The organism is Pseudomonas sp. 5Vm1k (assembly GCF_056161485.1).
Genome location: NZ_JBSPCZ010000004.1, coordinates 72,928 through 96,471, shown reverse-complemented (window position 1 = coordinate 96,471; position 23,544 = coordinate 72,928). Strand labels below are relative to the sequence as shown.

Annotated in this window: 14 protein-coding genes; 1 reads left to right on the top strand and 13 read right to left on the bottom strand. The window is 59.8% G+C overall.

Annotated elements, in window-relative coordinates; all coding sequences use genetic code 11:
- The first annotated feature begins 36 nt into the window (after positions 1–36).
- Positions 37–7,113, top strand: a complete 7,077-nt coding sequence (locus ACWIKB_RS09625; RefSeq protein ID WP_475266417.1) for a TcdA/TcdB pore-forming domain-containing protein — start codon at positions 37–39, stop codon at positions 7,111–7,113.
- Positions 7,114–7,255: 142 nt separating this feature from the next.
- On the opposite strand, the gene ACWIKB_RS09620 is transcribed toward ACWIKB_RS09625, so the two are convergent.
- The 13 genes from ACWIKB_RS09620 to ACWIKB_RS09560 form a co-directional block, all read right to left on the bottom strand.
- On the bottom strand, positions 7,256–7,852 hold the full coding sequence (locus ACWIKB_RS09620) for a MarC family protein (RefSeq protein ID WP_054044032.1): 597 nt from the start codon (positions 7,850–7,852) through the stop codon (positions 7,256–7,258).
- Positions 7,853–7,917: 65 nt separating this feature from the next.
- Entirely contained in the window at positions 7,918–10,695 is a 2,778-nt protein-coding gene (locus ACWIKB_RS09615; RefSeq protein WP_475266415.1) for a hybrid sensor histidine kinase/response regulator, read from the bottom strand.
- Positions 10,696–10,794: 99 nt separating this feature from the next.
- On the bottom strand, positions 10,795–12,090 hold the full coding sequence (gene purD / locus ACWIKB_RS09610) for a phosphoribosylamine--glycine ligase (protein WP_475266414.1): 1,296 nt from the start codon (positions 12,088–12,090) through the stop codon (positions 10,795–10,797).
- Positions 12,091–12,243: 153 nt separating this feature from the next.
- On the bottom strand, positions 12,244–13,851 hold the full coding sequence (gene purH / locus ACWIKB_RS09605; RefSeq protein WP_475266413.1) for a bifunctional phosphoribosylaminoimidazolecarboxamide formyltransferase/IMP cyclohydrolase: 1,608 nt from the start codon (positions 13,849–13,851) through the stop codon (positions 12,244–12,246).
- 81 nt (positions 13,852–13,932) lie between these two features.
- Positions 13,933–14,253, bottom strand: coding sequence for a DNA-binding transcriptional regulator Fis (fis, locus tag ACWIKB_RS09600; protein WP_033059584.1), 321 nt, complete (start codon positions 14,251–14,253; stop codon positions 13,933–13,935).
- Positions 14,250–15,260 (bottom strand): tRNA dihydrouridine synthase DusB, encoded by a 1,011-nt coding sequence (gene dusB, locus ACWIKB_RS09595; RefSeq protein WP_475266412.1) that lies wholly within the window; start codon positions 15,258–15,260, stop codon positions 14,250–14,252. Before dusB ends, fis begins: the two co-directional genes overlap by 4 nt.
- A 185-nt stretch (positions 15,261–15,445) precedes the next feature.
- A complete protein-coding gene (locus tag ACWIKB_RS09590; protein WP_475266411.1) occupies positions 15,446–16,660 on the bottom strand; it encodes a DUF3426 domain-containing protein in 1,215 nt (404 codons plus the stop codon).
- A gap of 30 nt (positions 16,661–16,690) precedes the next feature.
- The gene (gene prmA / locus ACWIKB_RS09585; RefSeq protein ID WP_054044027.1) at positions 16,691–17,569 is read right to left on the bottom strand and encodes a 50S ribosomal protein L11 methyltransferase; all 879 of its coding nucleotides are present in this window, start codon (positions 17,567–17,569) and stop codon (positions 16,691–16,693) included.
- A gap of 273 nt (positions 17,570–17,842) precedes the next feature.
- Positions 17,843–19,198: an acetyl-CoA carboxylase biotin carboxylase subunit gene (accC, locus tag ACWIKB_RS09580; RefSeq protein ID WP_054044025.1), complete on the bottom strand. Its 1,356-nt coding sequence runs from the start codon at positions 19,196–19,198 to the stop codon at positions 17,843–17,845.
- 17 nt (positions 19,199–19,215) lie between these two features.
- A complete protein-coding gene (gene accB / locus ACWIKB_RS09575) occupies positions 19,216–19,677 on the bottom strand; it encodes an acetyl-CoA carboxylase biotin carboxyl carrier protein (RefSeq protein WP_054044024.1) in 462 nt (153 codons plus the stop codon).
- 48 nt (positions 19,678–19,725) lie between these two features.
- Positions 19,726–20,178, bottom strand: coding sequence for a type II 3-dehydroquinate dehydratase (aroQ, locus tag ACWIKB_RS09570; RefSeq protein WP_201189370.1), 453 nt, complete (start codon positions 20,176–20,178; stop codon positions 19,726–19,728).
- 131 nt (positions 20,179–20,309) lie between these two features.
- Entirely contained in the window at positions 20,310–22,073 is a 1,764-nt protein-coding gene (locus tag ACWIKB_RS09565) for a protein-disulfide reductase DsbD (protein WP_475266410.1), read from the bottom strand.
- Between the two features lie 237 nt (positions 22,074–22,310).
- A complete protein-coding gene (locus ACWIKB_RS09560) occupies positions 22,311–23,354 on the bottom strand; it encodes a methyl-accepting chemotaxis protein (RefSeq protein ID WP_475266852.1) in 1,044 nt (347 codons plus the stop codon).
- Positions 23,355–23,544 lie beyond the last annotated feature (190 nt).

The window sequence follows — 23,544 nt, the reverse complement described above, 5'->3', positions numbered from 1 at the left end:
CGATTGATATGTTTTGTTAAATATGGATGTTTAACTATGAGTCAACAGGAAGTTGTGAATAGTCGTGAATATGTCGGTATTGCCGACCTTCTGAATCGTTCGGAATTGGAGCGCATACTGGCGCCCTACAAGAAGGCTGATCAGTACGAGGCCATCCTTCGCTATTACCAGGGTTGCATAGACGCGCAGGATGACCAGAGCCTGTTGCGTCCGCTGGCATTGTTGAATGAAGCGTTAGGTTCGTTGGCGCCCGCTGTACGCCGACGTCGAGATACGGAGGACGAGCATTCCTCCGGTGACGCCGCCGAAGCGGTACAGGCGCTTCATCAGAAGGTCAGTGATTACGGCTCCCGCGTGACCCAAAGTGTAGAAGCACTGAAAAGCGCGATGCCGGAAGTACCGAAGAAACTGCACTTTGTCTGGCTCGGTGGTGGCCTCGGGGACATCCAGCGCGACTACATCAGCGTCTGGAAGCAAGTGATGGTCAAGGACGGCCATAAACTGATGTTGTGGTATGACAGTGATGCACTACTGGCCTACGAGACAAACCGGATCATTGTCCAGGCGGCGAAAGCCGACGCCATGGCGGCGGGAGGTACGAACCTTGCCTCCCCCACCGAGCTTGGCGACCTGTATATAGAACGCTTGATGCCGCTGAAGGAGCAATTGTATGCCCATATCCTCAGGGCACAAGAACGGGGTGAAAGTGCCGATGAGGCGCGAATCGACCTGTTGGTTCGTGGCTACGGACAAGACGAAAAAAACCTCAGGGCTTTGCGCGAAAAGCATCTTCTCAGTATTGCCGCCCTGGCCAGTGAAGATCTGCTGTTATGCGATCTTAAGTTGCTGGGCGCACCGCTACGCGTCGAGGATATCTACCAGCGGGAAAGGAACTTGCGAGGTAACTTTGCAGGCGCTTCCGACGTCGTTCGCGCAGAAGCTTTATATATTGAAGGGGGGCTTTATTCTGACGTGGATAATCTACCACCGCTGATGCAGAAACTGGGCGGTGTGGACATCAGCACATTTGGAGAAGAGGCCCGGCTGGGCGTTTTGCAGTTACTGCTGGATCACAACCCCGAATGGATGCCAAACCGTCAAAGTTTAGCGGGCCGGTATACAAAGTATTTCAACTCCATTCCTCTGCATCAACGTGCTGCTCTGGAGGTATTCGCCAATAGCCGACCTGCGTTGAATGATGTGTTTCATGTCCCGGAAAATCGTCAAGTTCGACCGAATGGTCTTCGCGCCGTGGCAGTGAAGGAAACGGTTAATAACTCGTTTCTGATGGCGCATCCGGGGTCTGCGACGGTCGGTGCGGTTATCGATCGTTTCCTGCTCAATTATGAAGTGGTGAAGACCACGGCGGGCAGGGCTGTCGAGCAAAACGTCAGTTATTCCAATTTGCCGGCAATGGATAAACTTGCATTCACAGCTGCACTAAAAATCATCGGTCCGCCGGACAGTATTGAAGAAGAGATCGCTCTGAAGTGGATGGCCAGGGGGGCTGCCCAGTATTACAGCGATGGCATTTATCCCGATAGCCAACTCACCGTCCATTTGACTGGGCCGGACGCGATGCTCGCTGGTATAGGCGATTATGAGAAGCGCAACTTGACGCCGAGGTCGGCCGAAGAGTTGCGCGTGTTCGTTGCTATCAAGGGTAACGGCACGGTCAATCGGCAAACCGAAGAGGAGCAGGATCACTCCTGGAAGGAGCAGACCCTATCGGAAGATCAGTGGCTGATCGACGAAAAAAAACGCTGGCAGGAAGGCAAGTTTCAGGCGCGCTACAAAGGCGACATGGCAGAGTTGCTCAAACGCCAGACCATCGAGTTTGATGCCGGCTGGCCGCTGATCGAAGGTCGGCATGTGCTGTCGACCAGCATTCTCCAGCACTTGCTCGATCACCTTGGCGAGCCATTATTGAAGGCGATGAGCCAAGGCAGTGATGTCAGCGTGACGTTCGATAAACTGTTGCCGCTGAGCTTTGACGATCGCCAGGCCATCGTCGCTCAGGACGTTAAGACGCTGCCGCCTGCATCGATCAGTGACACCAGCGCACGAGGGCTTTCCATCATTGAAGTGCTGGGGCGCCTGGCCGAAGGCTCATTACAGATGGGGCAGTTGAGTGCCGCCCAACGTCTGCTGCTCGGTCAATTGCTGGGGCTCGAGTCGCTGGACAATCGCAGCTTCCTGGCGGCAGCGGATGAACTCGGCCAACTGGCCAGAATGGTCAGCGATAAAGGCGTAGCGGGACGTTATGCGGTGATCGAGGATCAGTTATTCAAATATAAGGCCGCCGAGTTCATGGCTGGGTTTGCGAACCCGGTCGAAGAGTCGATGGATCAGGCCGTCGACGCGCTGCTCCTGAAGTACAACGCCATGGAAAAGCCGCTGAGCCTGCGCCAGTGGGGGCAACAGGTGGCCCGGATCCAGCAAGTGGCAAAATCCGAATTCCGTGAACGGCTTACTGAACGTTCCGCTGAACTGCAGGGCAGTTTCCGCGAGGCGACCGCCCGGTTTTTCCCTCAGGATCTGTTGTTCGATGGCTTCGGTAACACCATCGGCCGGCGGTGTTATCCCTTGGCGCTTGTCATGGCGGCGGCGATCGCCAAAGGGGAAGCGGCGGTCGCCACGCTGCGCGAGCGGTTCTTCGTGAGCATTGTGGAGCCTGAGGACAACAATTCGCGAAGCTTCGTACGCTCCATCGAAGCGCTGCACGGCGTGGACGTGAGCGAAGTAGGCACCGCGCCGCGAGTCAACCTGCAACAGATGGTGGATTTGCTTGAGGCCCGGACGACGACCAGCACGCTGATGCTCAACTCTGACAACCACGCCATGCTGGTGGCCAAAACCTGGGTCGGTGATCGCAGTACCTATCACTTCTACGATCCCAACCTCGGCGTTTTCGAGTTTGAACATCCCGAAGGCATGCTCAGCGACCTGCAGAACTTTTTCGGTCAAATGGGCATGGCTGATTATTACACCGCCTACGGCGAGCGCGGCCAACCGACGTTTGATCTGGTCGAAGTGCAAAGCGACCGGATTGCACAATGGGAGCTGTCCTTGGGTGTGCGCGTCGAAGACTTGCTGTTGCCTGGTACATTGAAAGAGATGGATGCTCCCGGTGGTCGAAAACGCTTGGCCAGCGCCAGGGGCCAGTCGCTGGTGAACAATTCACGATTGGGCAAAAGCCTGATGGAGCTGGACAGTCACTGGTGGGGCCAGCAAATCACGCAGGCCAGCCACGATCTGCAAGCCAAAAACCAACTGACCGCCGACTTCATTCCATTATTTGAAACCCTGGAAATCACTCCGCGGGGCGACTATCAACTGAGCCTGATCAAACCCGAAAAGCCCGGCATCCCCGAGCAACTGGTGCGCGTCACCACCGACGATCAGCGCTTCCTGCGCATCAAGAATCACCTCACCGAACTCTTCGACAAACTGACCACGCGCCGGACCAGCGCGCTCGATCCGACCGGCGTTGGTGCGGTCCACACACTCAACGCCGGGTTTGCGATCCAGGCCTTGATGAATGCGTTGCGTGGCCGCGAAGGAGATGATCGAAGCCTGACGCTGGCGGTGCGTCTGCACGCTTATGTGAATTATGCGCAGATCGTTCATGGTCTGGTGATCGATATGGTTGGCGTTGTCAGTCTGGTGCGTCAGGGCCTGGCCCAGGAACGGCTGATTGCCCAGACCAGTTCCACGGTGGCGGGGGAGGCGCTCGGGCATGTGGCAGGTGAAGGCGTCGGCACGGTGTTGGGCATGGTCAACGTCGGGTTTGATATCTACCAGTTGAGCAAAGCCGACAACGATGTGGACGTCGCCCGGTTCAGCACGCAATTGGCCTTCGACTCGGCCAGTGCCGTACTGGGCGCCGTGAGTATGGGCGCCGGCCTGGCGTCGGCTGCCACGGTCGCCGCGTTCTTTGGCGGGGCGTCGGTGATCGTCGGCGGACTGGCCGTCGGCGTGGGCGCATTGGCCCAGGGCTTTGCCATGGTCGCCGAACGCTCCAAACAGGTCGGGCTGTTTTTCCATGAACTGGATCAGGCCTATCGCGGTGCGCCCTTCAGCTGGAGCGCACAACAGAACGCCTGGCAGGCGCACCCGAAACTGGTGGTCCAGAGCCTGGACCTGCGCACCGGCGTGGTGACGTACGACAGTCAGCACCTGTTCCCGTTGCGCAATCATTTCGGTGTGCCGGATTACGATGTGGATTACGACCGGGCGATCAATTTACGTCAAGGCCTCGGGCTACCAGGCTCTGGTACCTTCCGCCCGGCGGCGGGTGAGGTAATTGTCCTGCCGTGCACGCCTCAAGCGTTCTACGGTTACGACTACCACACACTGCCGTTCTCCTCTTGGCGGCATGATCAGGGTTTCGATGTCGCACGCCGTCTGGAAACGAAAAATTCGCAGGGGCAGTGGCAGTTCCTGTTCACGTTCTATTCGTTCCCGGGCGAATACATCCTGCAGAATATTTACCCGTCCTACCGGCCTCACACCACGACAGTGATTCAGGTCCGGGTCGACGATGTGCCGCGCACGCTGGTGGTGCCAACGCTGCTCAAAAGCTGGCATGGCCGCATCGCTTATGAGATCGAGGCCAGCGGTGCTCCCTGTACGCTGATGCTCAATCAAGGGGTGGACGTGCGACTCAATTCGTCGAGCCTCAGGACGCTGCAATGGACGCTGCTGGCAACCTGGGCGAAGGAGAGCGACGTACAGTTCCTGAACGGCGGGGTCTTGAGAATCGGCGGGGTCAACATCACCTGCCACGGCGAAGCTATTTTTGATATCACGCTGCATTTGTCGGGGAGCAACCGCTTTCGGGTCGACCATCGCCAGCAGGTGTTGATCCCGCTGGAAGTGGATGCACTGCCGGGTGCTGATGCCCCGACATTGCGATCGCACTTCAAGGCGTTGGCCCGGGAACATCGACTGGAGCAACCGTACACGCCTGTGCACAATTTCCTGATCCCGTTCGATGACGCCAAGGAAGAACGCCACACCACCGCCTACTACGATTCGGCGCAGAACCGTTTCCTGTACATCCAGGACGACGACGTCATTGTGCCCGAGGATCCGCTGTTGGGCGCGGTGGTGGAGGGCGCTGCGTATTTCTATCACCCGCAAAGTGCCGAGGTGATCAGGACCGATGTGGTCAGTGGCCTGATCAGTCACCGCTATCTGTTGATGCTCAAGCGTGGAGAGTTCGCCGTCACGCAGTGTTCGGCAGTGCCCGGCGGGGTCAGGGTGGTACAGGAATTCATCGAGGGCGATCAAAGCTACAGCCTGGAATATCTGCTCACCGACGAAGGCGTGTTGCTCACTTCGCTGACGCGCGGTCTCGAAACCACTTTGGAGGACATTCTAGGGCTGTCGCCGACGCTGGCCGACTGGAAGCCGCTGTTGGGCGATTACACTGCGTGGCCCGCCGTGACCTCGACAGAGCGCATCAAAACATCGAACTGGCAGTTGGGTGCTTTTGTTGCCATTCACTGGAAACCGGAACAAGGCCGGTCCGACATGAGTTGGGTGCGCAGCAGCGATGGCTTGATTGTGCGACCGCAGCCTACGCGACATCACCTCCGGGGCTGGAAGGATTCGGACAAGGACAAGAACCAGTCAAGCCTGTTGGTACCGGCCGGTACTGAGGGGGATGTGTTTGTCATGTACAAACGCCTGAGTTCGCGCCTGTGCGTACAGCGCCGTTCTGTCGTGGATGGACAGGTAAAACTGTCGGTCGAGTGGCAGACGCTCAAAGGGCTCAATGGTGTTGTGGTGGCCCAGCAAGGTTGCCTGGCCTTGACCGACAAGGGACTGTTCTACGATTTGACGCCCGAGGGCGAGTTGCAGTTGGGAGGCTTGACCGAAGTCTGGTTCAAGGATCGGCTGCAATGGTGGACGCAGTTGCCGGCGCTGGTAACCGATGCTCCTTTCACCACGCTGGCCTTGATCGGTTTGGACAATGCTCGCGGTGATGCGCGCTTGTGCGCCTGGTACCTCGAAGGACGCCTGGTGCTGGCCGACCTGGGCCATGGCAAGGAAGTGCGGTTGCTGGGGGCAACCCCGGATAACGCGGCAGCCTGGCTGTTCGACGTCGCCGCTGGCCAGATCTATCGCCAGCCCTTTATCGACGATAAACAACTACCGAACGCCTTTGGTGGCGGCACTCGATTATTGATCTCTGATGCGCTGCCAGCACTGCAACCACTGTGGCGCCCGTGGACCTTCGCCGACGTGACACGTCGGGGCGCCGGCCTGCTGGCCACGACCGTTGAAGGCATCCAGATGGAACTGAACCATAACGAGCCTGCATTGATCACCGGCGTCGACAGCCAATGGGTGCGCGAACACGCCGACGCCTTGGGCGAACATCTCAAGGCGCTGGTAGATAGCACACAGCGTTGCGCCCCGTTGCTCAACGTGGCTCATCCTGTGCGCCAACAATGGTTTGTCAGCAGTAGCGGGCGTTTGATCGACGCGGCCAACGTGCCGCGTCCCGAGTCATCCGTTGCACTGGGCACTCAGCGGCATACCAACGTCTTGTTGTTCGATGCAGCCGACGGCTTTTTACGCCGCTATCCGCTTACCGGCACCATCGGCCCAATGAGCTATGTGCAACGCAACGCCGATACGCTGACGGTGCAAAGCAATCTGAAGCTTGATGATGTGCTGCCATTGATTCCCGACGATGTCAGTACTTTGATCCTGCGTCTGGGCCATACCGGTGCGAAGTGCCGACTGTCAAAAGCGGCCTGGCGGCGGCTGGAATCGGTGATCGTCGATTGCCGACCGCCCCTGGGCAAGCAAGCGGCACTGGTCAAACTGGACTGGACACTGGACTCGCCGGAGCAACTGATCGTCAGCCGGGTGGATGAACACCTGGTGATGCTCGATCCCGTCACGTGCCACAGCCTGATCTTCCGTGAAGCCTGTGCAAAGGATGTCACGCTACGCGGCGAGTTGCTGCTGTCGATAAATGCATATCAGCCTTTTACCATTTCGTCGCTGGTGAGCAAGCCAGGTATCACGGGTGGCATACAGCTCAAAACGCTATTAATGATTCGGCAAGATGCAGCTGCTGAAAATCAGGTGTGATTCCTAAACGCTGAGCATGCTTACGGATCCCCTTCACATGGTTTTTGACGTGTGAAGGGGCAGCGCCGCAAGATGTGAAGTCACTCAGATGAGTCAGAATAAAACCAGGGCCGAGGACAATAAGTTCCTCGGCCTTGTGCATTCAGGGCACCAGATAACCCTTCACCCCGGTAAAGATGATCTGCGCCGCCAGCGCGCAGACAAACAAACCCATCAACCGACTGACAATCTGCAAGCCCTGGTCGCCGAGAATCCGCTCGATCCGGTTCGACAAATACAGCACCACCCCCACCGTAAAACTGGCCAGGGCAATACTCAGAATCGCCGTGAGCTTGTCATCCCAGTGCGGCTGACTTACACCCATCACCAGCAGCGCACCGATGGTGCCGGGGCCGACCGTCAGGGGAATGGTCAGCGGCACGATGGTGACGTCCTGCTGCACGTTATCAGTCTGCACCGCCGACTTGCCCTGGGCCATGCCCAGTGCCGAGATGAACAGCACGCTGCCGGCACCGATGCGGAACGCGTCCACCGTGATCCCGAACACGCTGAAAATCACTCGCCCGAACAGGTACAGCAAGACACTGGATACCAGTGTCGCGACCGCCACTTTCCAGGCCAGGCGGCGTTGTTCCTTGCGCGAATAACCGCGGGTCAGGCTGATGAAGCAGGACAACACGAAGAATGGGCTGTAGAGCACCAGCATCTTCAGGTAAACGCTGAACAACACGTGGAGCATGGGTGCTAGCTCACTGGCGGGGGAAGTCGAGGGGGAGTCTATCAGGCGCTACAGCGTCTGTCGGCTCAGGACGTTTGCGCCGCTGCCCGGTTCTGCTGATCGCGCTGGGCCACCCAATGCTCGATCAGTTCGCGCAACTGCGACAGCTCGACCGGTTTGGCCATGTGCCCGTCCATGCCGGCCTGGCGCGCGCGCTCTTTATGCTCGGCGAGGATGTGTGCGGTCAATGCCACCACCGGCGTGCGAATCCGCTGGTTGCCGACTTCCCACGCGCGCAATTGCTGGGTCGCGGAGAAACCGTCGAGGATCGGCATTTCGCAGTCCATCAACACCAGGTCGTAGCGTTGGGCTTTCATCGCCTGCAACGCTTCTTCGCCGTTGCTGGCGGTGTCCGGTTGCAGATTGAGCTTGCCCAGCATGCCGCGAATGACCTTGGTCGAAATGCTGTTGTCTTCGGCCACCAGGATGCGGAAATCGCTGGGCACCTTGACCGGCACGGTAGGGCCGGCAGGTAAATGGTGCGACACGGCCAGGCCCTTGTTGCGCTGGTTCAGTTCGTCCGCCAGGGTGGTCTTGAGGGTGTAGCCGGCCACCGGTTTGGCGAGGATGCGTTTGATCCCCGAGTTGCGGGCGATGATCTTGCTCGGCGCATTGCTGATGCCCGTGAGCATGATCAGCAGGATGTCGTGATTGAGGCTCGGGTCTTCCTTGATCTTGGCTGCCAGTTGCATGCCGGTCATGCCGGGCATGTTCTGGTCGAGCAGGACCACGTCGAAGTAATCGCGCAAATGAGCCTTGGTGCGCAACAACGCGAGGGCCTCCTTGCCGGACGGTACGGCGCTGACATTCAGGCCCCAGGCGCTGCACTGTTGCACCAGCACCTTGCGGCAGGTGTCGTTGTCGTCGACCACCAGCACGCGCGCACCTTGCAGCGGGCTGTCGAGATCGGAAGTCGGGTGTTCGAGGCGGTCCGGGTCCAGTGGCAAGGTCAGCCACAGAGTGCTGCCCTGGTTGGCGCCGCTCTTGATCCCGAACTCCCCTTGCATCAGGCGAATCAGTTGCCGGGCGATCACCAGCCCCAGATTGCCGCCCAGGCGAGTGGCCGAAAGGAAATGCTTGCTGTGCAGTTCGGCGTGCATCAGCGCATCACGCTCTTCGGCTTCCATTGGCACGCCGCTGTCCTGCACGGCGATGCGCAGGCGCGGTTTGGCGCTGCGTTCGTCGAGGGCGACGACGATCAGGATCTCGCCTTCGTCGGTCTTTTTCAGGGCGTTTTCCAGCAGGCTCAGCAGGGTCTGGCGCAGGCGGGTTGGGTCACCGCTGATCACCCGTGGCACTTGCGGCTGGATAAAGCTGATCAGCTCGACGTTTTGCTGCTCGGCCTTGGCGCGGAAGATACTCAGGCAATCTTCGATCAGGGCATTGAGGTCGAATTGCACGTCGTCCAGTTCGATCTGCCCGGACTCGAGCTTGGAGATGTCGAGAATCTCGTTGATCAGGGTCAGCAGTTCGTTGCCGGCACTGTGGATGGTCTGCACGTAATCGCGTTGCTTGACCGACAACGGCGTGCCCAGCAACAGTTCGGTCATGCCCAGTACGCCATTCATCGGCGTGCGGATTTCGTGGCTGATCTTGGCCAGGAATTCGGCCTTGGCGTTGATCTCGGCATTGCTGGCGGCCAGGTCGCGGCTGACGCTGAAGCGGTCTTCGGTGATGCTGCGCTGGCGCTCGCCCAGGGCGATGCTCATCAACAGGCCGCTGATGCAGATAAAGACCAGTAAGGTAATGATCAGGCCTTGCGGCGCCACCAGGGTCAACCCCAGCAGCGCCGGGAGGATGATCAGGGCGCCGATGTTGAACACCACCATGGCCGCGACGAACAGTCGGGCCGGGCGATAGCCTTTTTGCCAGTGAAAGGCGCTGACGAACAACATACTCAGGCCCGCGAGGGCGACCAGGCCGTAGGTGATGATGTTCAGCGGCAGGGTGTTGACGAATAACAGCAGCAGCCCGCTGACCACGGTGAACAGAATGTCGCCGAGCAGCAGCTTGTTCAGTGGATGCGGTCCTAGCGGTGCAAAGAATCGGTAGGCGAACATCAAGCCGCAGGGCGCTGTCAGCAACAAGGCCAGGTAAGCACCGGGGGTCTGGACGGCGTGCCAGTTCGGCAGCCACGGCCCGGCCAGGTTCAGCAGCAGGACCAGGCTGAGCATCAACAGAAACTCGCAAGCGGCCAGCCAAAGGCTGCTGCGCGAGCGGGTATAGGCGTAACGAACGACGTTGTGCAGGATCAGCATGCCGATGCAGCCGAACAGCAGGCCATAGATCAGTGTGAGGTTCTGATTGGCCGCCGTCATCACTGCTGATTGCAGGGTGATGTAAGGCCGCAACTGGTGCTCGGAAACCAGCCGCAGGTAGACGTCGAGGGGTTTGTCGCTTTGGGGCAGCGGCAACATGAAGTCGCTGCTGGGCAATGGCCGTTCAGCCTGGGGCTGTTGAGTGCCGGTGTTCAGTTGCTCGACCAGCTTGTCGCCGTCCAGCACATACAGATTGAGGTGCGACAGGTCGGGAGCGAAGACGCGCAGCAGTTGTTCATGCTTGCCCGGTGTCAGCCGGAAACGTAGCCACAATGCACCGTCGGGCTCGGCCGCCGTGAGGTGGTCGAGTTCGATAGGGCTGAATTGATTGGTGAAGCGTGCGGAGCGGATGTCGCTCAGCGCCAGGTCGCCCTGTTCGTCGAGCAATACCGACCAGCCACTGCCTTGCGCGGCCTGGGCCGGGAGCATGCAGAGCAAGGTCAACAGAGTGACGGTAAGACCTATGGCAATCCTGAGCCAGCGCACGGCGAAATCCCTTCGTAGGTTGATGCCAGAATATAACTATGCGCGGCGCCGGAATAGTCCGGCAAGGGCATCAAGCCCTTGCCTGGCCAAATGGAAGCCTTATTCCTGATTTTCGCCACGCTCGCGGGCAATGGCACGGTAGCCAATGTCCTTGCGATAGAAGCTGCCTTCCCAGTCGATTTCAGCCGCCAGCTTGTAAGCTTGCTGCTGGGCCGCATCAACGCTGGCGCCCATGGCTGTGGCGCAAAGCACCCGACCACCGGCCGTCACCACCTGACCGTCCTTGAGCGCAGTACCGGCGTGGAAGACTTTGCCTTCCAGTGCCGCCGCTGCGTCGAGACCGTTGATCGCCACACCTTTAGCATAGTCGCCAGGATAGCCGCCGGCCGCCAGCACGATGCCGACGCTTGGACGTGGATCCCATTGCGCTTCGACTTTGTCCAGGGCTTGCGCCAGGGCCGCTTCGACCAGCAACACCAGGCTCGACTGCAAACGCAGCATCACCGGTTGGGTCTCAGGGTCGCCGAAACGGCAGTTGAACTCGATAACCTTTGGGTTGCCGGCTTTGTCGATCATCAGGCCCGCGTAAAGGAAACCGGTATAGACGTTGCCTTCATCGGCCATGCCGCGCACGGTCGGCCAGATCACCAGGTCCATGACGCGTTTGTGCACTTCAGACGTAACGACCGGGGCAGGGGAGTAGGCACCCATGCCGCCGGTGTTCGGGCCGGTGTCGCCGTCGCCAACGCGTTTGTGGTCCTGGCTGGTGGCCATCGGCAATACGTTCTTGCCGTCGACCATGACGATGAAACTGGCTTCTTCGCCATCGAGGAACTCTTCGATCACTACGCGGGAACCGGCGTCGCCGAAGGCATTGCCTGCCAGCATGTCGCGCACGGCGTCTTCGGCTTCAGCCAGCGTCATGGCGACGATCACGCCTTTACCGGCGGCCAGGCCGTCGGCCTTGATCACGATCGGTGCGCCTTTCTCACGCAGATAAGCCAGGGCCGGCTCGATCTCGGTGAAGTTCTGGTAATCGGCGGTCGGGATCTTGTGGCGCGCCAGGAAATCCTTGGTGAACGCTTTCGAGCCTTCCAGCTGGGCAGCGCCAGCGGTCGGACCGAAGCAATCGAGGCCACGGGCGCGGAACAGGTCGACAACGCCGGCAACCAGCGGGACTTCCGGACCGACGATGGTCAGGGAAACGTTCTTCTCGGCAAAATCAGCCAGTTGCTCAAGAGCCAGCACGTCGATAGCGACGTTCTCGCACTTGGCTTCAATGGCGGTGCCGGCGTTGCCCGGAGCAACGAAAACCTTCTGCACGCGCGGATCCTGAGCCACTTTCCAGGCCAGGGCGTGTTCACGGCCACCGCTGCCAATGATCAAAACATTCATTTCAAAAACCTCGGATGACGCTAATTCTTGGTAGCACCGCAGGGTGCTCTTATGTGGGAGCGGGCTTGCTCGCGAAAGCGGTGTATCAGTCACATCATTGCTGAATGTGCCGCCGTCTTCGCGAGCAAGCCCGCTCCCACAGGGATCGCTGTATCAGTGACGGAAGTGGCGCATGCCGGTGAAGACCATGGCGATGCCAGCTTCATCAGCCGCTGCAATCACTTCTGCATCACGCATCGAGCCGCCTGGTTGGATCACTGCAGTGACGCCGGCCTTGGCCGCATTGTCCAGACCGTCACGGAACGGGAAGAACGCATCCGACGCCATGACCGAACCCTGCACCTGCAGACCGGCGTGCTCAGCCTTGATCGCAGCGATACGGGCGGAGTTCACGCGGCTCATCTGGCCCGCGCCGACACCGATGGTCTGGCGATTCTTGGCGTAGACGATGGCGTTGGACTTAACGTACTTGGCGACTTTCCAGGCGAAGATCAGGTCGTGGATTTCCTGTTCGGTCGGGGCACGCTTGGTCACGACTCTCAGGTCATCGGCGCTGATCATGCCGATGTCGCGGCTCTGTACCAGCAGGCCGCCGTTGACGCGTTTGTAGTCCCAGGCAGCGGCGCGGTCAGCCGACCATTCGCCGCAGGCCAACAGGCGCACGTTGGCCTTGGCAGCCACGATCGCGCGGGCTTCTTCGCTGACGCTTGGGGCAATGATTACTTCGACGAACTGACGCTCGACGATGGCCTTGGCAGTTTCAGCATCCAGCTCGCGGTTGAAGGCGATGATGCCGCCGAACGCAGATTCAGTGTCGGTAGCGTAGGCCAATTCGTAAGCCTGGCGGATGCCGCCTTCGGCGTCCGGGCTCACGGCAACGCCGCACGGGTTGGCGTGCTTGACGATCACGCAGGCTGGCTTGACGAAGCTCTTCACGCATTCCAGCGCGGCGTCGGTGTCGGCCACGTTGTTGTACGACAGCTCTTTGCCTTGCAGTTGGGTCGCGGTGGCGATGCCGACTTCGGCTGGCTTGGCTTCCACGTAGAACGCCGCGCTCTGGTGCGGGTTCTCGCCGTAGCGCATTTCCTGAGCCTTGACGAACTGGCTGTTGAAGGTGCGCGGGAACTCGCTGCGACCTTCGGTGCTGAGGGTTTCAGCGGCCTGGTTCACAGTGCCCATGTAGTTGGCGATCATGCCGTCGTAGGCGGCGGTGTGTTCGAAAGCCTTGAGCATCAGGTCGAAACGCTGAGCGTAGGTCAGGCCGCCGGCCTTGAGGCCTTCCAGCACATTGGCGTAGTCGCTGGCGTTCACCACGATGGCCACGTCTTTATGGTTTTTGGCTGCCGAGCGGACCATGGTCGGGCCGCCGATGTCGATGTTCTCGATGGCGGTCGGCAAGTCGCAGCCTGGCTTGTTGATGGTGGCTTCGAATGGGTACAGGTTGACCGCAACCAGGTCGATCGGCTTGATACCGTGCTCGTTCATGATCGCGTCATCGATACCGCGACGACCGAGGATCCCGCCGTGGATTTTCGGGTGCAGGGTCTTGACTCGACCGTCCATCATCTCTGCGAAACCGGTGTAATCCGCGACTTCCACTGCGGCAACACCGTTGTCGCGCAGCAGCTTGAACGTCCCGCCGGTGGAGAGGATCTCGACGCCCAGGGCTTCAAGCTCTTTGGCGAATTCGAGGATCCCGGTCTTGTCGGAGACGCTGATCAAGGCGCGGCGGATCGGCAGGCGGGTAGTCTGGTCGGTCATTTCAATTTCCATCAAAAGCAAAGGAGTCAGCAAAAAAGGCGACCGGTTTTACGCGGGCGCCTTTCTGGTTTGATTGAATGCTTACAGCAAATCGTACTGCTTGAGTTTCTTGCGCAGCGTGCCTCGGTTCAGCCCGAGCAGCTCGCTGGCCTTGGTCTGGTTGCCCTTGACGTAGTTCATCACGCATTCGAGCAGGGGAGCCTCGACTTCGGAGAGCACCAGGTTGTACACATCCGTGACGGCAGCGCCTTCAAGGTGGGCGAAATAATTGTGCAGCGCCTTCTCGACACTCCCGCGAAGGGTCTGACCTTCTTCGCTCGGCGTATTGAGGTGCTGTTTCAAATTCACGTTGTCGCTCACGGGTGTTATTCCACTCACTAAAGTCTCGGTCATCATCGTCATGCGGCCACCCCTTCTCCGTCCCCTGTCAGGCTCTTGTAGCGCTCGGCAAAGAACTCCCGAACGTTGGCGCATTGTGTTTCCGTACCATCCAAACGATTGAAGTGGGCGCGGAACTCCCTGGCGCCCGGCAAGGTTGCGAGATACCAGCCCACATGCTTTCGAGCAATGCGTACGCCCATCACGTCTCCATAGAAGACGTGCAGCGCAGCCAGATGCTCTAGCAGAATGCGTTCCACCTCGATCAGTTCCAGCGCCGGGAGTTTCTCGCCGGTACGCAGGAAATGGTCGATCTCGCGAAAAATCCATGGCCGCCCCTGGGCAGCCCGGCCTATCAACAGGCCATCGGCACCGGTCGCGTCGAGCACGTACCGGGCCTTCTCGGGTGAATCAATGTCGCCATTGGCAAAGACCGGGATCGACACCGCCTGCTTGATCGCGGCGATGGTGTCGTACTCGGCTTCACCGGTGTACAGGTCAGCCCGGGTGCGGCCATGGACCGCCAACGCCGTAATGCCTGCCTGCTCGGCGATCTTCGCCACGGTCAGCCCGTTCTTGTTGTCCCGGTCCCAGCCCGTGCGGATCTTCAACGTCACCGGCACATCAACTGCGGCCACGACGGCCTGCAGGATCTCGGTGACCAATGCTTCATCTTTCAACAGTGCGGAACCGGCGGCCTTGTTGCAGACCTTTTTCGCCGGACAGCCCATGTTGATATCAATAATCTGTGCGCCCAGTTCGACGTTGGCCCGGGCCGCATCCGCCAGCATCTGCGCATCGCCACCGGCAATCTGTACCGAGCGTGGCTCGGGATCACCTTCGTGAATCATGCGCATCCGCGATTTGCGGGTGTTCCACAAGCTCATGTCGCTGGTGACCATTTCCGAGACTACAAGCCCTGCGCCCAATCGCTTGCACAGCTGACGAAAGGGCTGGTCGGTGACCCCCGCCATTGGGGCGAGGATCAAGCCGTTGTGCAATGTATATGGACCGATGCGTACCGCCGACATAGGACTTCCCTGTTGTGGGGCCGGATCATGAGAGTTCGAAAAAGGGTTGGCATGATACCCGCTCTCGATGACTGGATAAAGGCTGAATTGAACAAAATCTGAACAGTTATTCTGTTATCGCCAGTGGTTTGGTCCCGGCGGGCAAAGTCAGAAAACCGCCGTCAATCCCAGAGCACTGAAGCGCTTCACTCGGGCGAATGGAAGCTCAGGCTGTAGTTCACCGCTTTGGGGCCTGGATCGAGGATGTCCAGCGCGATGTGGATCGGCGTTTGTGGTGGCATCTCGGCCATGCCTTCGAGGTCGCCGTTGAGGTACTCGCCGGGCTTGAAGCGACGGCTGGCGATCAGGTGGCCGTTGAGGTCGGCAAAGCGCAGTTCCAGCAACGGGAAAGGCTGGGAGAATGCTGCGCGGTTATAGATGATCGCATCCACCACCAGTGCCCCACTGAAATCCGGGTGACTGCGCACCACCAGGTTGCTGCTTTTGATTTTGGCGATGTCGACCTTGGACGGCACCGTGCAGCCGATTTGCGGGCACAGTTGCTGGAACCACGGACGGTATTGGTCCTGGCGAGCAAGTTCGTCGAAATGGTAAGCCACGTACTGGCCGGCGAGGGCGCCGGCACCGAGCAGGATCAGCAACAACCAGAAAAACCGTCGACCCCACGGTGAGCGGCGTTTCTGCCAGTCCAGTTGCAGCGGGTCGTCGCTCAGGTCCTGCAAGGCGTCGGCACGTTCCGTCGACTCGCTGCGTTCGTGTCGCTTGCGCAGGTGGGCAATCGGGGGCAGGTCGTCGTCAGGTGCATCGGTTGCCGACAGACGATCGTGGTGCAGGGGCGTGTCGAGCGGGTCATTCAGGCGCAGTTGCGGCACATGGGGCTCGTCGTCCAGATCAACCGGTTCCAGAGAGAACGAAGGTTCAGTGCGCGAGTGTTTGCTCGATTCTGCCTGCGTTTCCTGTTGGTCGGCTTCGACCGCATGGGCGCGATCAGCCGCCGATTCACTGAAGAGGCTGTCGGACCAGGGCTCTTCGTCGTGTTCCACAGAGTCGCGGCGAGCGCTGAGGCCGTTTTCGCGGTGCCGGCCAAATTCCGTGGTCGGCTGGATTTCCCGCTGTTCGAGCCGGGCGAGTTCCTGGTCCAGGTCGAGGCTGTCCAGATCCATCTCGGTGGCAGACCACTGCTTTTGGCTGATGGCCCGTACCGGTGGCTCGATGACAGCCGGGGCGACCGGTTTGACCGCGTCCTTGCCGGCGCGCTGCTCAAGCAGTTGCTTGGCGGCGTTGAACACTTGCAGGCAGGAGCCACAGCGAACCACTCCACGGGCCACGCTCAATTGAGCATGGCTGACGCGGAAGCTGGTTTGGCAATGCGGGCACTGAGTGACGAAGCTGTCGGTCATGCGGCGATCCGGATTATGCAGGCGCTCATTCTAGCGCCGACGGCCAGTGATGCGCACCCAGCCATCACGATTGGCAATCGGGTCCAGATCGAAGTCCTGGGCGTAGGCCTTGGCAACTTCTTCACCTTGCTCGGCAAGGATGCCCGACAGCGCCAGGCGACCACCTGGCTTGACCAGGCTGGACAATTGCGGCGCCAGGGAAACCAGCGGGCCAGCGAGGATATTGGCGACCAGCACGTCAGCCTGAACCTGCGGCAGGTCTTCCGGCAGGTACAGTGGGAACAGCGCTTCAGCAATGTTGTTGCGTCCGGCGTTGTCGCGGGAGGCTTCGAGGGCTTGCACGTCGATGTCGGTGCCGACGGCTTCCTTGGCGCCCAGCAGCAGGGCGGCGATGGCCAGAATCCCCGAGCCACAGCCGAAGTCCAGCACGTTGCAGTCCTTCAGGTCCTGGCCGTCGAGCCATTCCAGGCACAGCGCGGTAGTCGGATGCGTACCGGTGCCGAATGCCAGGCCCGGATCGAGCAGCAGGTTCACGGCGTCTGGTTCAGGGGCGGCGTGCCAGCTCGGAACAATCCACAGGCGCTCGCCGAAACGCATCGGCTGGAAGCCGTCCATCCAGCTGCGTTCCCAATCCTGGTCTTCGATGATTTCGCTGTGATGCTCGGGCAGCGGGCCGCCGGTCAGCAATTCCATGTGGGCCAGCACGCTGGCGGCTTCGGTGCCGTCCTCGAACAGGGCCAGCAGATGGGTGTGGGACCACAGCGGCGTGGTGTTGAGTTCCGGTTCGAAGATCGGCTGATCTTCGGCGTCCATGAAGGTCACCGATACGGCGCCCACTTCAAGGAAAGCGTCTTCGTAGGTTTCGGCTTGTTCTGGGCTGATGGCGAGACGGACTTGCAGCCAAGGCATGGCGGGCACCTTTGAAAAATATTGATTGCAGCCTAGCGGGCTGCGAGAAGCGCGCAAGTTTACGCGAGCGCGCGGCAGAAGACGACAAGGCCGGTGCATGCCGCGCCGACTTGCTCTTTGTAGGAGCGAGGCTTGCCCGCGAACCACGCGGCGCGGTTTATCAAGTAGAGCGCGTCATCGTTCTTCGCGGGCGAGCCTCTCTCCTACAGAGGGCTGTAATCTCCAGAAACAACAAAGCCGCTCGAAAGCGGCTTTGTTGGTCTGGATCACATCTTAATGCTGGTTAGCCAGCTTGTGTTCCAGGTAGTGGATGTTGATTCCACCTTTGCAGAAGCCTTCGTCGCGGACCAGGTCGCGGTGCAGCGGGATGTTGGTCTTGATCCCGTCGACAACGATTTCGTCCAGCGCATTGCGCATGCGTGCCAGGGCTTCGTCACGGGTTGCGCCGTAGGTGATCAGCTTGCCGATCAACGAATCGTAGTTCGGCGGAACGGCATAGCCACTGTACAGGTGCGAATCGACGCGAACGCCGTTGCCGCCTGGAGCGTGGAAATGCTTGACCGTGCCTGGGCTTGGCATGAAGGTTTTCGGGTCTTCGGCGTTGATCCGGCATTCAAGTGCGTGACCGCGGATGACGACGTCTTCCTGGGTGTACGACAGCTTGTTGCCAGCGGCGATGCTGAGCATCTCCTTGACGATGTCGATGCCGGTGACCATTTCCGATACCGGGTGCTCAACCTGAACGCGGGTGTTCATTTCGATGAAATAGAACGCGCCGTTCTCGTACAGGAACTCGAAAGTGCCTGCACCACGGTAGTTGATGTCGATGCACGCCTTGACGCAGCGAGCGAGGACTTCAGCACGAGCCTTCTCGTCGATGCCCGGTGCCGGCGCTTCTTCGAGAACCTTCTGGTGACGACGTTGCAGCGAGCAATCGCGGTCGCCCAGATGGATCGCGTGACCCTGGCCGTCGGAAAGCACCTGGACTTCCACGTGACGTGGGTTGGTCAGGAATTTTTCCAGATAGACCATCGGGTTGCCGAACGCCGCGCCAGCTTCGGAGCGGGTCAGTTTGGCCGAGGAGATCAGGTCTTCTTCTTTATGCACAACGCGCATGCCGCGACCACCACCGCCGCCAGCGGCTTTGATGATCACCGGGTAACCGACTTCGCGACCAATGCGCAGAGCGGTTTCTTCGTCTTCCGGCAGCGGGCCGTCAGAACCCGGAACGGTCGGTACACCGGCAGCGATCATGGCGTGCTTGGCCGAAACCTTGTCGCCCATCAGGCGAATGGTGTCGGCTTTCGGGCCAATGAAGGCGAAGCCGGAGTTCTCGACCTGTTCGGCGAAATCGGCGTTTTCCGCGAGGAAACCGTAGCCTGGGTGAATGGCGGTAGCGCCAGTCACTTCAGCGGCGGCAATGATCGCAGGGATGTGCAGGTAAGACTTTGCAGCCGATGCCGGACCGATGCAGACGGATTCGTCCGCCAGACCCAGGTGCATCAGCTCTTTGTCAGCCGTGGAATAAACGGCGACGGTCTTGATGCCCATCTCTTTGCAGGCACGCAGGATCCGCAGGGCGATCTCACCGCGGTTGGCGATCAGAACTTTTTCCAACTTCGCAGTCATCAAAGTCTCTCCGCGGTTCAAACGATGGTGAACAGCGGTTGGTCGTACTCAACCGGCTGGCCGTCTTCGACGAGGATGGATTCGATCACACCGCTGGTTTCAGCTTCGATGTGGTTCATCATCTTCATCGCTTCAACGATGCACAGGGTGTCGCCTTTCTTCACGGTCTGGCCGACTTCAACGAAGGACGGCGAGCTTGGCGAAGATTTGCGATAGAAGGTGCCGACCATTGGCGAACGGGCAACGGTGCCGTTCAGTACTGGTGCGGCCGGAGCAGCAGGAGCGGCGGCAGCAACCGGTGCAGCGGCAACAGGTGCCGGTGCCGGAGCGTGCATTGGCGCTGGAGCGTAGTACTGCTGAGCCGGAGTCTTACTGTGACGGCTGATGCGAACGGACTCTTCGCCTTCCTTGATCTCGAGTTCGTCGATGCCGGACTCTTCCAGCAATTCGATCAGTTTCTTAACTTTACGGATATCCATGAATCATCAACTCCCAAGGGTCGGTCAGGGGCGTTCAACGCTTGTTGTTCAAGCCGTTGCCTGTCTTTCAAGCTGCTCTAGTGCGGCCTCCAGGGCCAGTCGATAACCGCTGGCGCCAAGGCCGCAGATCACTCCCACCGCTACATCGGAGAAGTAAGAGTGATGGCGGAAAGGTTCGCGTTTGTGCACGTTAGACAAATGCACTTCGATGAATGGGATGCTCACCGCCAGCAGCGCGTCACGTAATGCGACACTTGTGTGCGTAAAAGCTGCTGGATTAATCAGAATGAAGTCCACACCTTCACCGCGAGCGGCGTGGATGCGGTCGATCAATTCGTACTCGGCGTTGCTTTGCAGGTGCAGCAAATGATGTCCGGCTTCGCGGGCACGGCGTTCCAGGTCCTGGTTGATCTGCGCCAGTGTCGTAGCGCCGTAGGTGCCCGGTTCGCGGGTGCCGAGCAAGTTCAGGTTGGGTCCGTGCAGAACCAATAGCGTTGCCATCTGCTGTTCCTTGTTATCTGTGTGCAATTGTCAGAACCCGGCGACTATGCCGCAAAGCCTTTGTGACTGTCCAGTTCTATGCAATAGCCAGCACGATGGCCGATGTTTGCGCGAAATTTGTGACCGGCTTATTAAATCCGGTCATTTGCTTTCGCAACACGTTCGGCGAAGTCTTTCGCGTTGATCTCACCGATTACCCGCACATCGGCACGTTCGCCGCCGTCCTTGCCGAAAAACATCAAGGCGGGAGGCCCGAACAATTTATAGCGGTCGAGCAGGGTGCGTTGTTCGGCGTTGCTGGCGGTGATGTCGAAGCGGATCAAGCGATAACTCTTGAGTCCTTCAACGACTTTGGTGTCGTTCAGCACTTCGTGTTCGATGACTTTGCAGCTGATGCACCAGTCGGCGTACCAGTCCAGCAGCAGCGGGGTGCCCGAGGTTTTGGCTTCGGCGAGAACGCGGTCCAGGTCGGCCGGGGTGCTGACGGTTTGCCAGGCGTTGGTGTTTGGCGTCGGTGCATTGGCAACAACGGTGCGCGACTGGCCAATGGGGTTCAATGGATCGGTCTGGCCGCTGAACGCGCCATACCAGCAAGCCAGGGCATAAAACACCAGGAACATCCCCAACAATTGCCCCAGGCGTTTTCGAGGAGGTTTGTAGACGAACTCCAGTGCGCCCATGAACAAACCGACGCCGCCAGCCAGCAAACCGATCAACAACAAGGTGATCTGGCCCGGTATCACTCGACTGAGCAAACCCACCGCCAACCCCAGCAGCAGTACGCCAATCGCATTCTTCACGTATACCAGCCATGGCCCGCTTTTCGGCAACCAGGCAGCGCCGCCGGTGGCCACCAGCAACAGTGGCGTGCCCATGCCCAGGCCCAGCACAAACAGTTTCAAACCGCCGCCCAAGGCATCGCCACTGGCGCTGATGTACAACAGCGCCCCGGCCAACGGCGCCGAAACGCAAGGCGAAACCAGCAGACTGGAAACCACCCCTAGTACCGCCGCGCCCCACAGCGAGCCGCCTTCGGTTCGGCCAGCAATCCGGTCCAGTCGACTGCTGATGAAGTGCGGCAGTTTCAACTCGAAGACGCCGAACATCGCCAGCGCAAACACCGCGAAGAACGTCGCGAACGGCACCAGCACCCAGGCCGATTGCAGCCGCGCCTGAAGATTGAGCTGCGCGCCGAACATGCCCATCAACGCGCCGAGCAGGGCGAAACACGCCGCCATCGGCAACACGTAGGCCAACGACAGATTGAAACCACGCAGCCCGCCGACCTGGCCGCGCAACACCACGCCGGAAAGAATCGGCAGCATCGGCAGCACACAAGGTGTAAACGTCAGGCCCAGGCCGGCGAGGAAGAACAGCGCCAGTTCGCGCCAGCTCCAGCTCGTGGTTGTGGTGACGACCTTGTCGGCAACCACCGCACCGCTGCCATCAATGCTCAATCGCTCGGTTTCCGGCGGATAACACAGGCCTTTGTCGGCGCAGCCCTGATAGGTCACCACCAGGGTGAATGCGCGTTGATCAGTGCGTGGCAGCTCTACGTCGAGAATCCCGTGGTAGACCTCGACATCGCCGAAGTACTCATCGTGCTTCTTTTCACCGTCGGGCAGTTGCGCAGCGCTGAGCACGACATCCGCCGGATCAGCGCGAAACTGGAAGCGATGGCGGTAGAGGTAGTAACCCTCGGTGGCAACGAAACGCAGCTTGATCGATTGCGGTGTGCTGTCCACCAGGCTCAGTTGAAAGGCTTCGCGCACCGGCAGGAAATCGGCGCTGTTGTTGATCGAACCCAGCGTTGAACTGGGCCGACTGTCCAGCAACCCGGTGGCGGAGGCCGGCAGGGCGAGCACTAAAAGCAGCAGGCAAAGCAAACGGCGCATGACAATCTCGCGTATCTGAGGTGGGGGCATGATAGCGGACAGTCGGCGGGTGTGCAGGGCCTGGAATTCTGTGGTGATTGTTCCGGCGCCTTCGCGAGCAGGCTCGCTCCCACAGGGGAACGCATTCCAAATGTAGGAGCGAGGCTTGCCCGCGAAGAACGACAACGCGGTTTGTCTGAAAGACCGCGTCGCATCGTTCGCGGGCAAGCCTCGCTCCTACGGGTATTGAGTGTTCTGTTAGACGCGGAAGGCCTGAACGGCCGTATGCAACCTTCCGCCCAGCACCAAAAGATTCTCCCCTTGCTCCCGCCCCTGACCAATCCTCAGCAAGTTATCCCCACCCAACTGGTGAATCCGTTCGCTGTGATCGCGAATTTCACTGACCGCACCGCTCTGTTGCGCCGTGACATCGGCAATGCGCACTGCCGTGTCGGCAATGGTCTGGATTGCCCCGACGATTTTATCCAGCGCACCGTCAGCCGCTTGCGCCTGATTGGCGGTGGCTTCGGCGTGTTCGACCTGGGCGCGCATGCCTTCCACCGATTGCCGCGCAGCGGTCTGCAGGCCGGCGATCAGGGTCTGAATCTCGGCTGTGGCGCCGGCGGTGCGTTGTGCCAGTGAGCGCACTTCTTCGGCGACCACTGCAAAACCACGGCCCATTTCCCCGGCGCGGGCGGCTTCAATGGCGGCGTTCAGGGCTAGCAGGTTGGTCTGGTCGGCAATCGAGCGGATCACCGTCAGCACGCCGCCAATGGTTGCCGACTCTTCGGCCAAGTGTTCGATCATCTGCGCATTGCCTTGCACCTCGCCCACGAGCGCATGCAGCCCGGTGAGGCTCTGGCCGATAACTTTCTGGCCATGTTCCACCGCCAGCCCTGCGTTACGACTGGCGTCGGCGGCCTGGCTGGCATCGCCGGCCACCTGTTGAATGGTGGCTTCCAGTTCGCCGAGGGAGTCGCGGATCAACGCTGTGTCGCCCGCCTGATGCTCAGCGCCGCTGTGCAAGTCGTTGCTCAATTCGGCCAATGTTCGACTGCTGCCGGCAACCTGTTCAGCGTTGAGGCGAATGGTCCCCACCAAGTCCACCAGATAGGCGCGCAAGCGGTTGAGCGAAGCCTGGATGTCATGCAATTCGCGGTTGGTCTTGCCCAGTTGAATGTCCTGGCTGAAATCGCCTTCGGCCCAGGTCGACAGCGCGGGCGCCAGGTTGGTCAGGGTGCGGGCCAGGCGTCGTTGCAAGGTATCGATCAGCAGCGCGATCAGCAGGATCAGGCCGATCATCAGCCCTTGCATCATTCGCACTTCGCCCTGGATCTGCCCGTGCTGGGCGCGCACTACCGGTTCCAGCCCGGCGATGGCTTGCTGCACTGCGGTGATTTTCAAGTGCGTTGCGGCACTCAAGTCGGTGCGTTTCTGGATTTGATCGCGTGTACGCGCCAGTTCGGCCGGGTAGCGAGTGAGCAAGCTGTTG

Excerpts from the sequence above, each read along its gene's own strand:
- ACWIKB_RS09625 (WP_475266417.1), top strand. The coding sequence starts at position 37 with ATGAGTCAACAGGAAGTTGTGAATAGTCGTGAATATGTCGGTATTGCC.
- ACWIKB_RS09620 (WP_054044032.1), bottom strand. The coding sequence starts at position 7,852 with ATGCTCCACGTGTTGTTCAGCGTTTACCTGAAGATGCTGGTGCTCTAC.
- purD (WP_475266414.1), bottom strand. The coding sequence starts at position 12,090 with ATGAATGTTTTGATCATTGGCAGCGGTGGCCGTGAACACGCCCTGGCC.
- purH (WP_475266413.1), bottom strand. The coding sequence starts at position 13,851 with ATGACCGACCAGACTACCCGCCTGCCGATCCGCCGCGCCTTGATCAGC.
- fis (WP_033059584.1), bottom strand. The coding sequence starts at position 14,253 with ATGACGATGATGACCGAGACTTTAGTGAGTGGAATAACACCCGTGAGC.
- dusB (WP_475266412.1), bottom strand. The coding sequence starts at position 15,260 with ATGTCGGCGGTACGCATCGGTCCATATACATTGCACAACGGCTTGATC.
- ACWIKB_RS09590 (WP_475266411.1), bottom strand. The coding sequence starts at position 16,660 with ATGACCGACAGCTTCGTCACTCAGTGCCCGCATTGCCAAACCAGCTTC.
- prmA (WP_054044027.1), bottom strand. The coding sequence starts at position 17,569 with ATGCCTTGGCTGCAAGTCCGTCTCGCCATCAGCCCAGAACAAGCCGAA.
- accC (WP_054044025.1), bottom strand. The coding sequence starts at position 19,198 with ATGACTGCGAAGTTGGAAAAAGTTCTGATCGCCAACCGCGGTGAGATC.
- accB (WP_054044024.1), bottom strand. The coding sequence starts at position 19,677 with ATGGATATCCGTAAAGTTAAGAAACTGATCGAATTGCTGGAAGAGTCC.
- aroQ (WP_201189370.1), bottom strand. The coding sequence starts at position 20,178 with ATGGCAACGCTATTGGTTCTGCACGGACCCAACCTGAACTTGCTCGGC.
- ACWIKB_RS09565 (WP_475266410.1), bottom strand. The coding sequence starts at position 22,073 with ATGCGCCGTTTGCTTTGCCTGCTGCTTTTAGTGCTCGCCCTGCCGGCC.
- ACWIKB_RS09560 (WP_475266852.1), bottom strand. The coding sequence starts at position 23,354 with ATGATCGGCCTGATCCTGCTGATCGCGCTGCTGATCGATACCTTGCAA.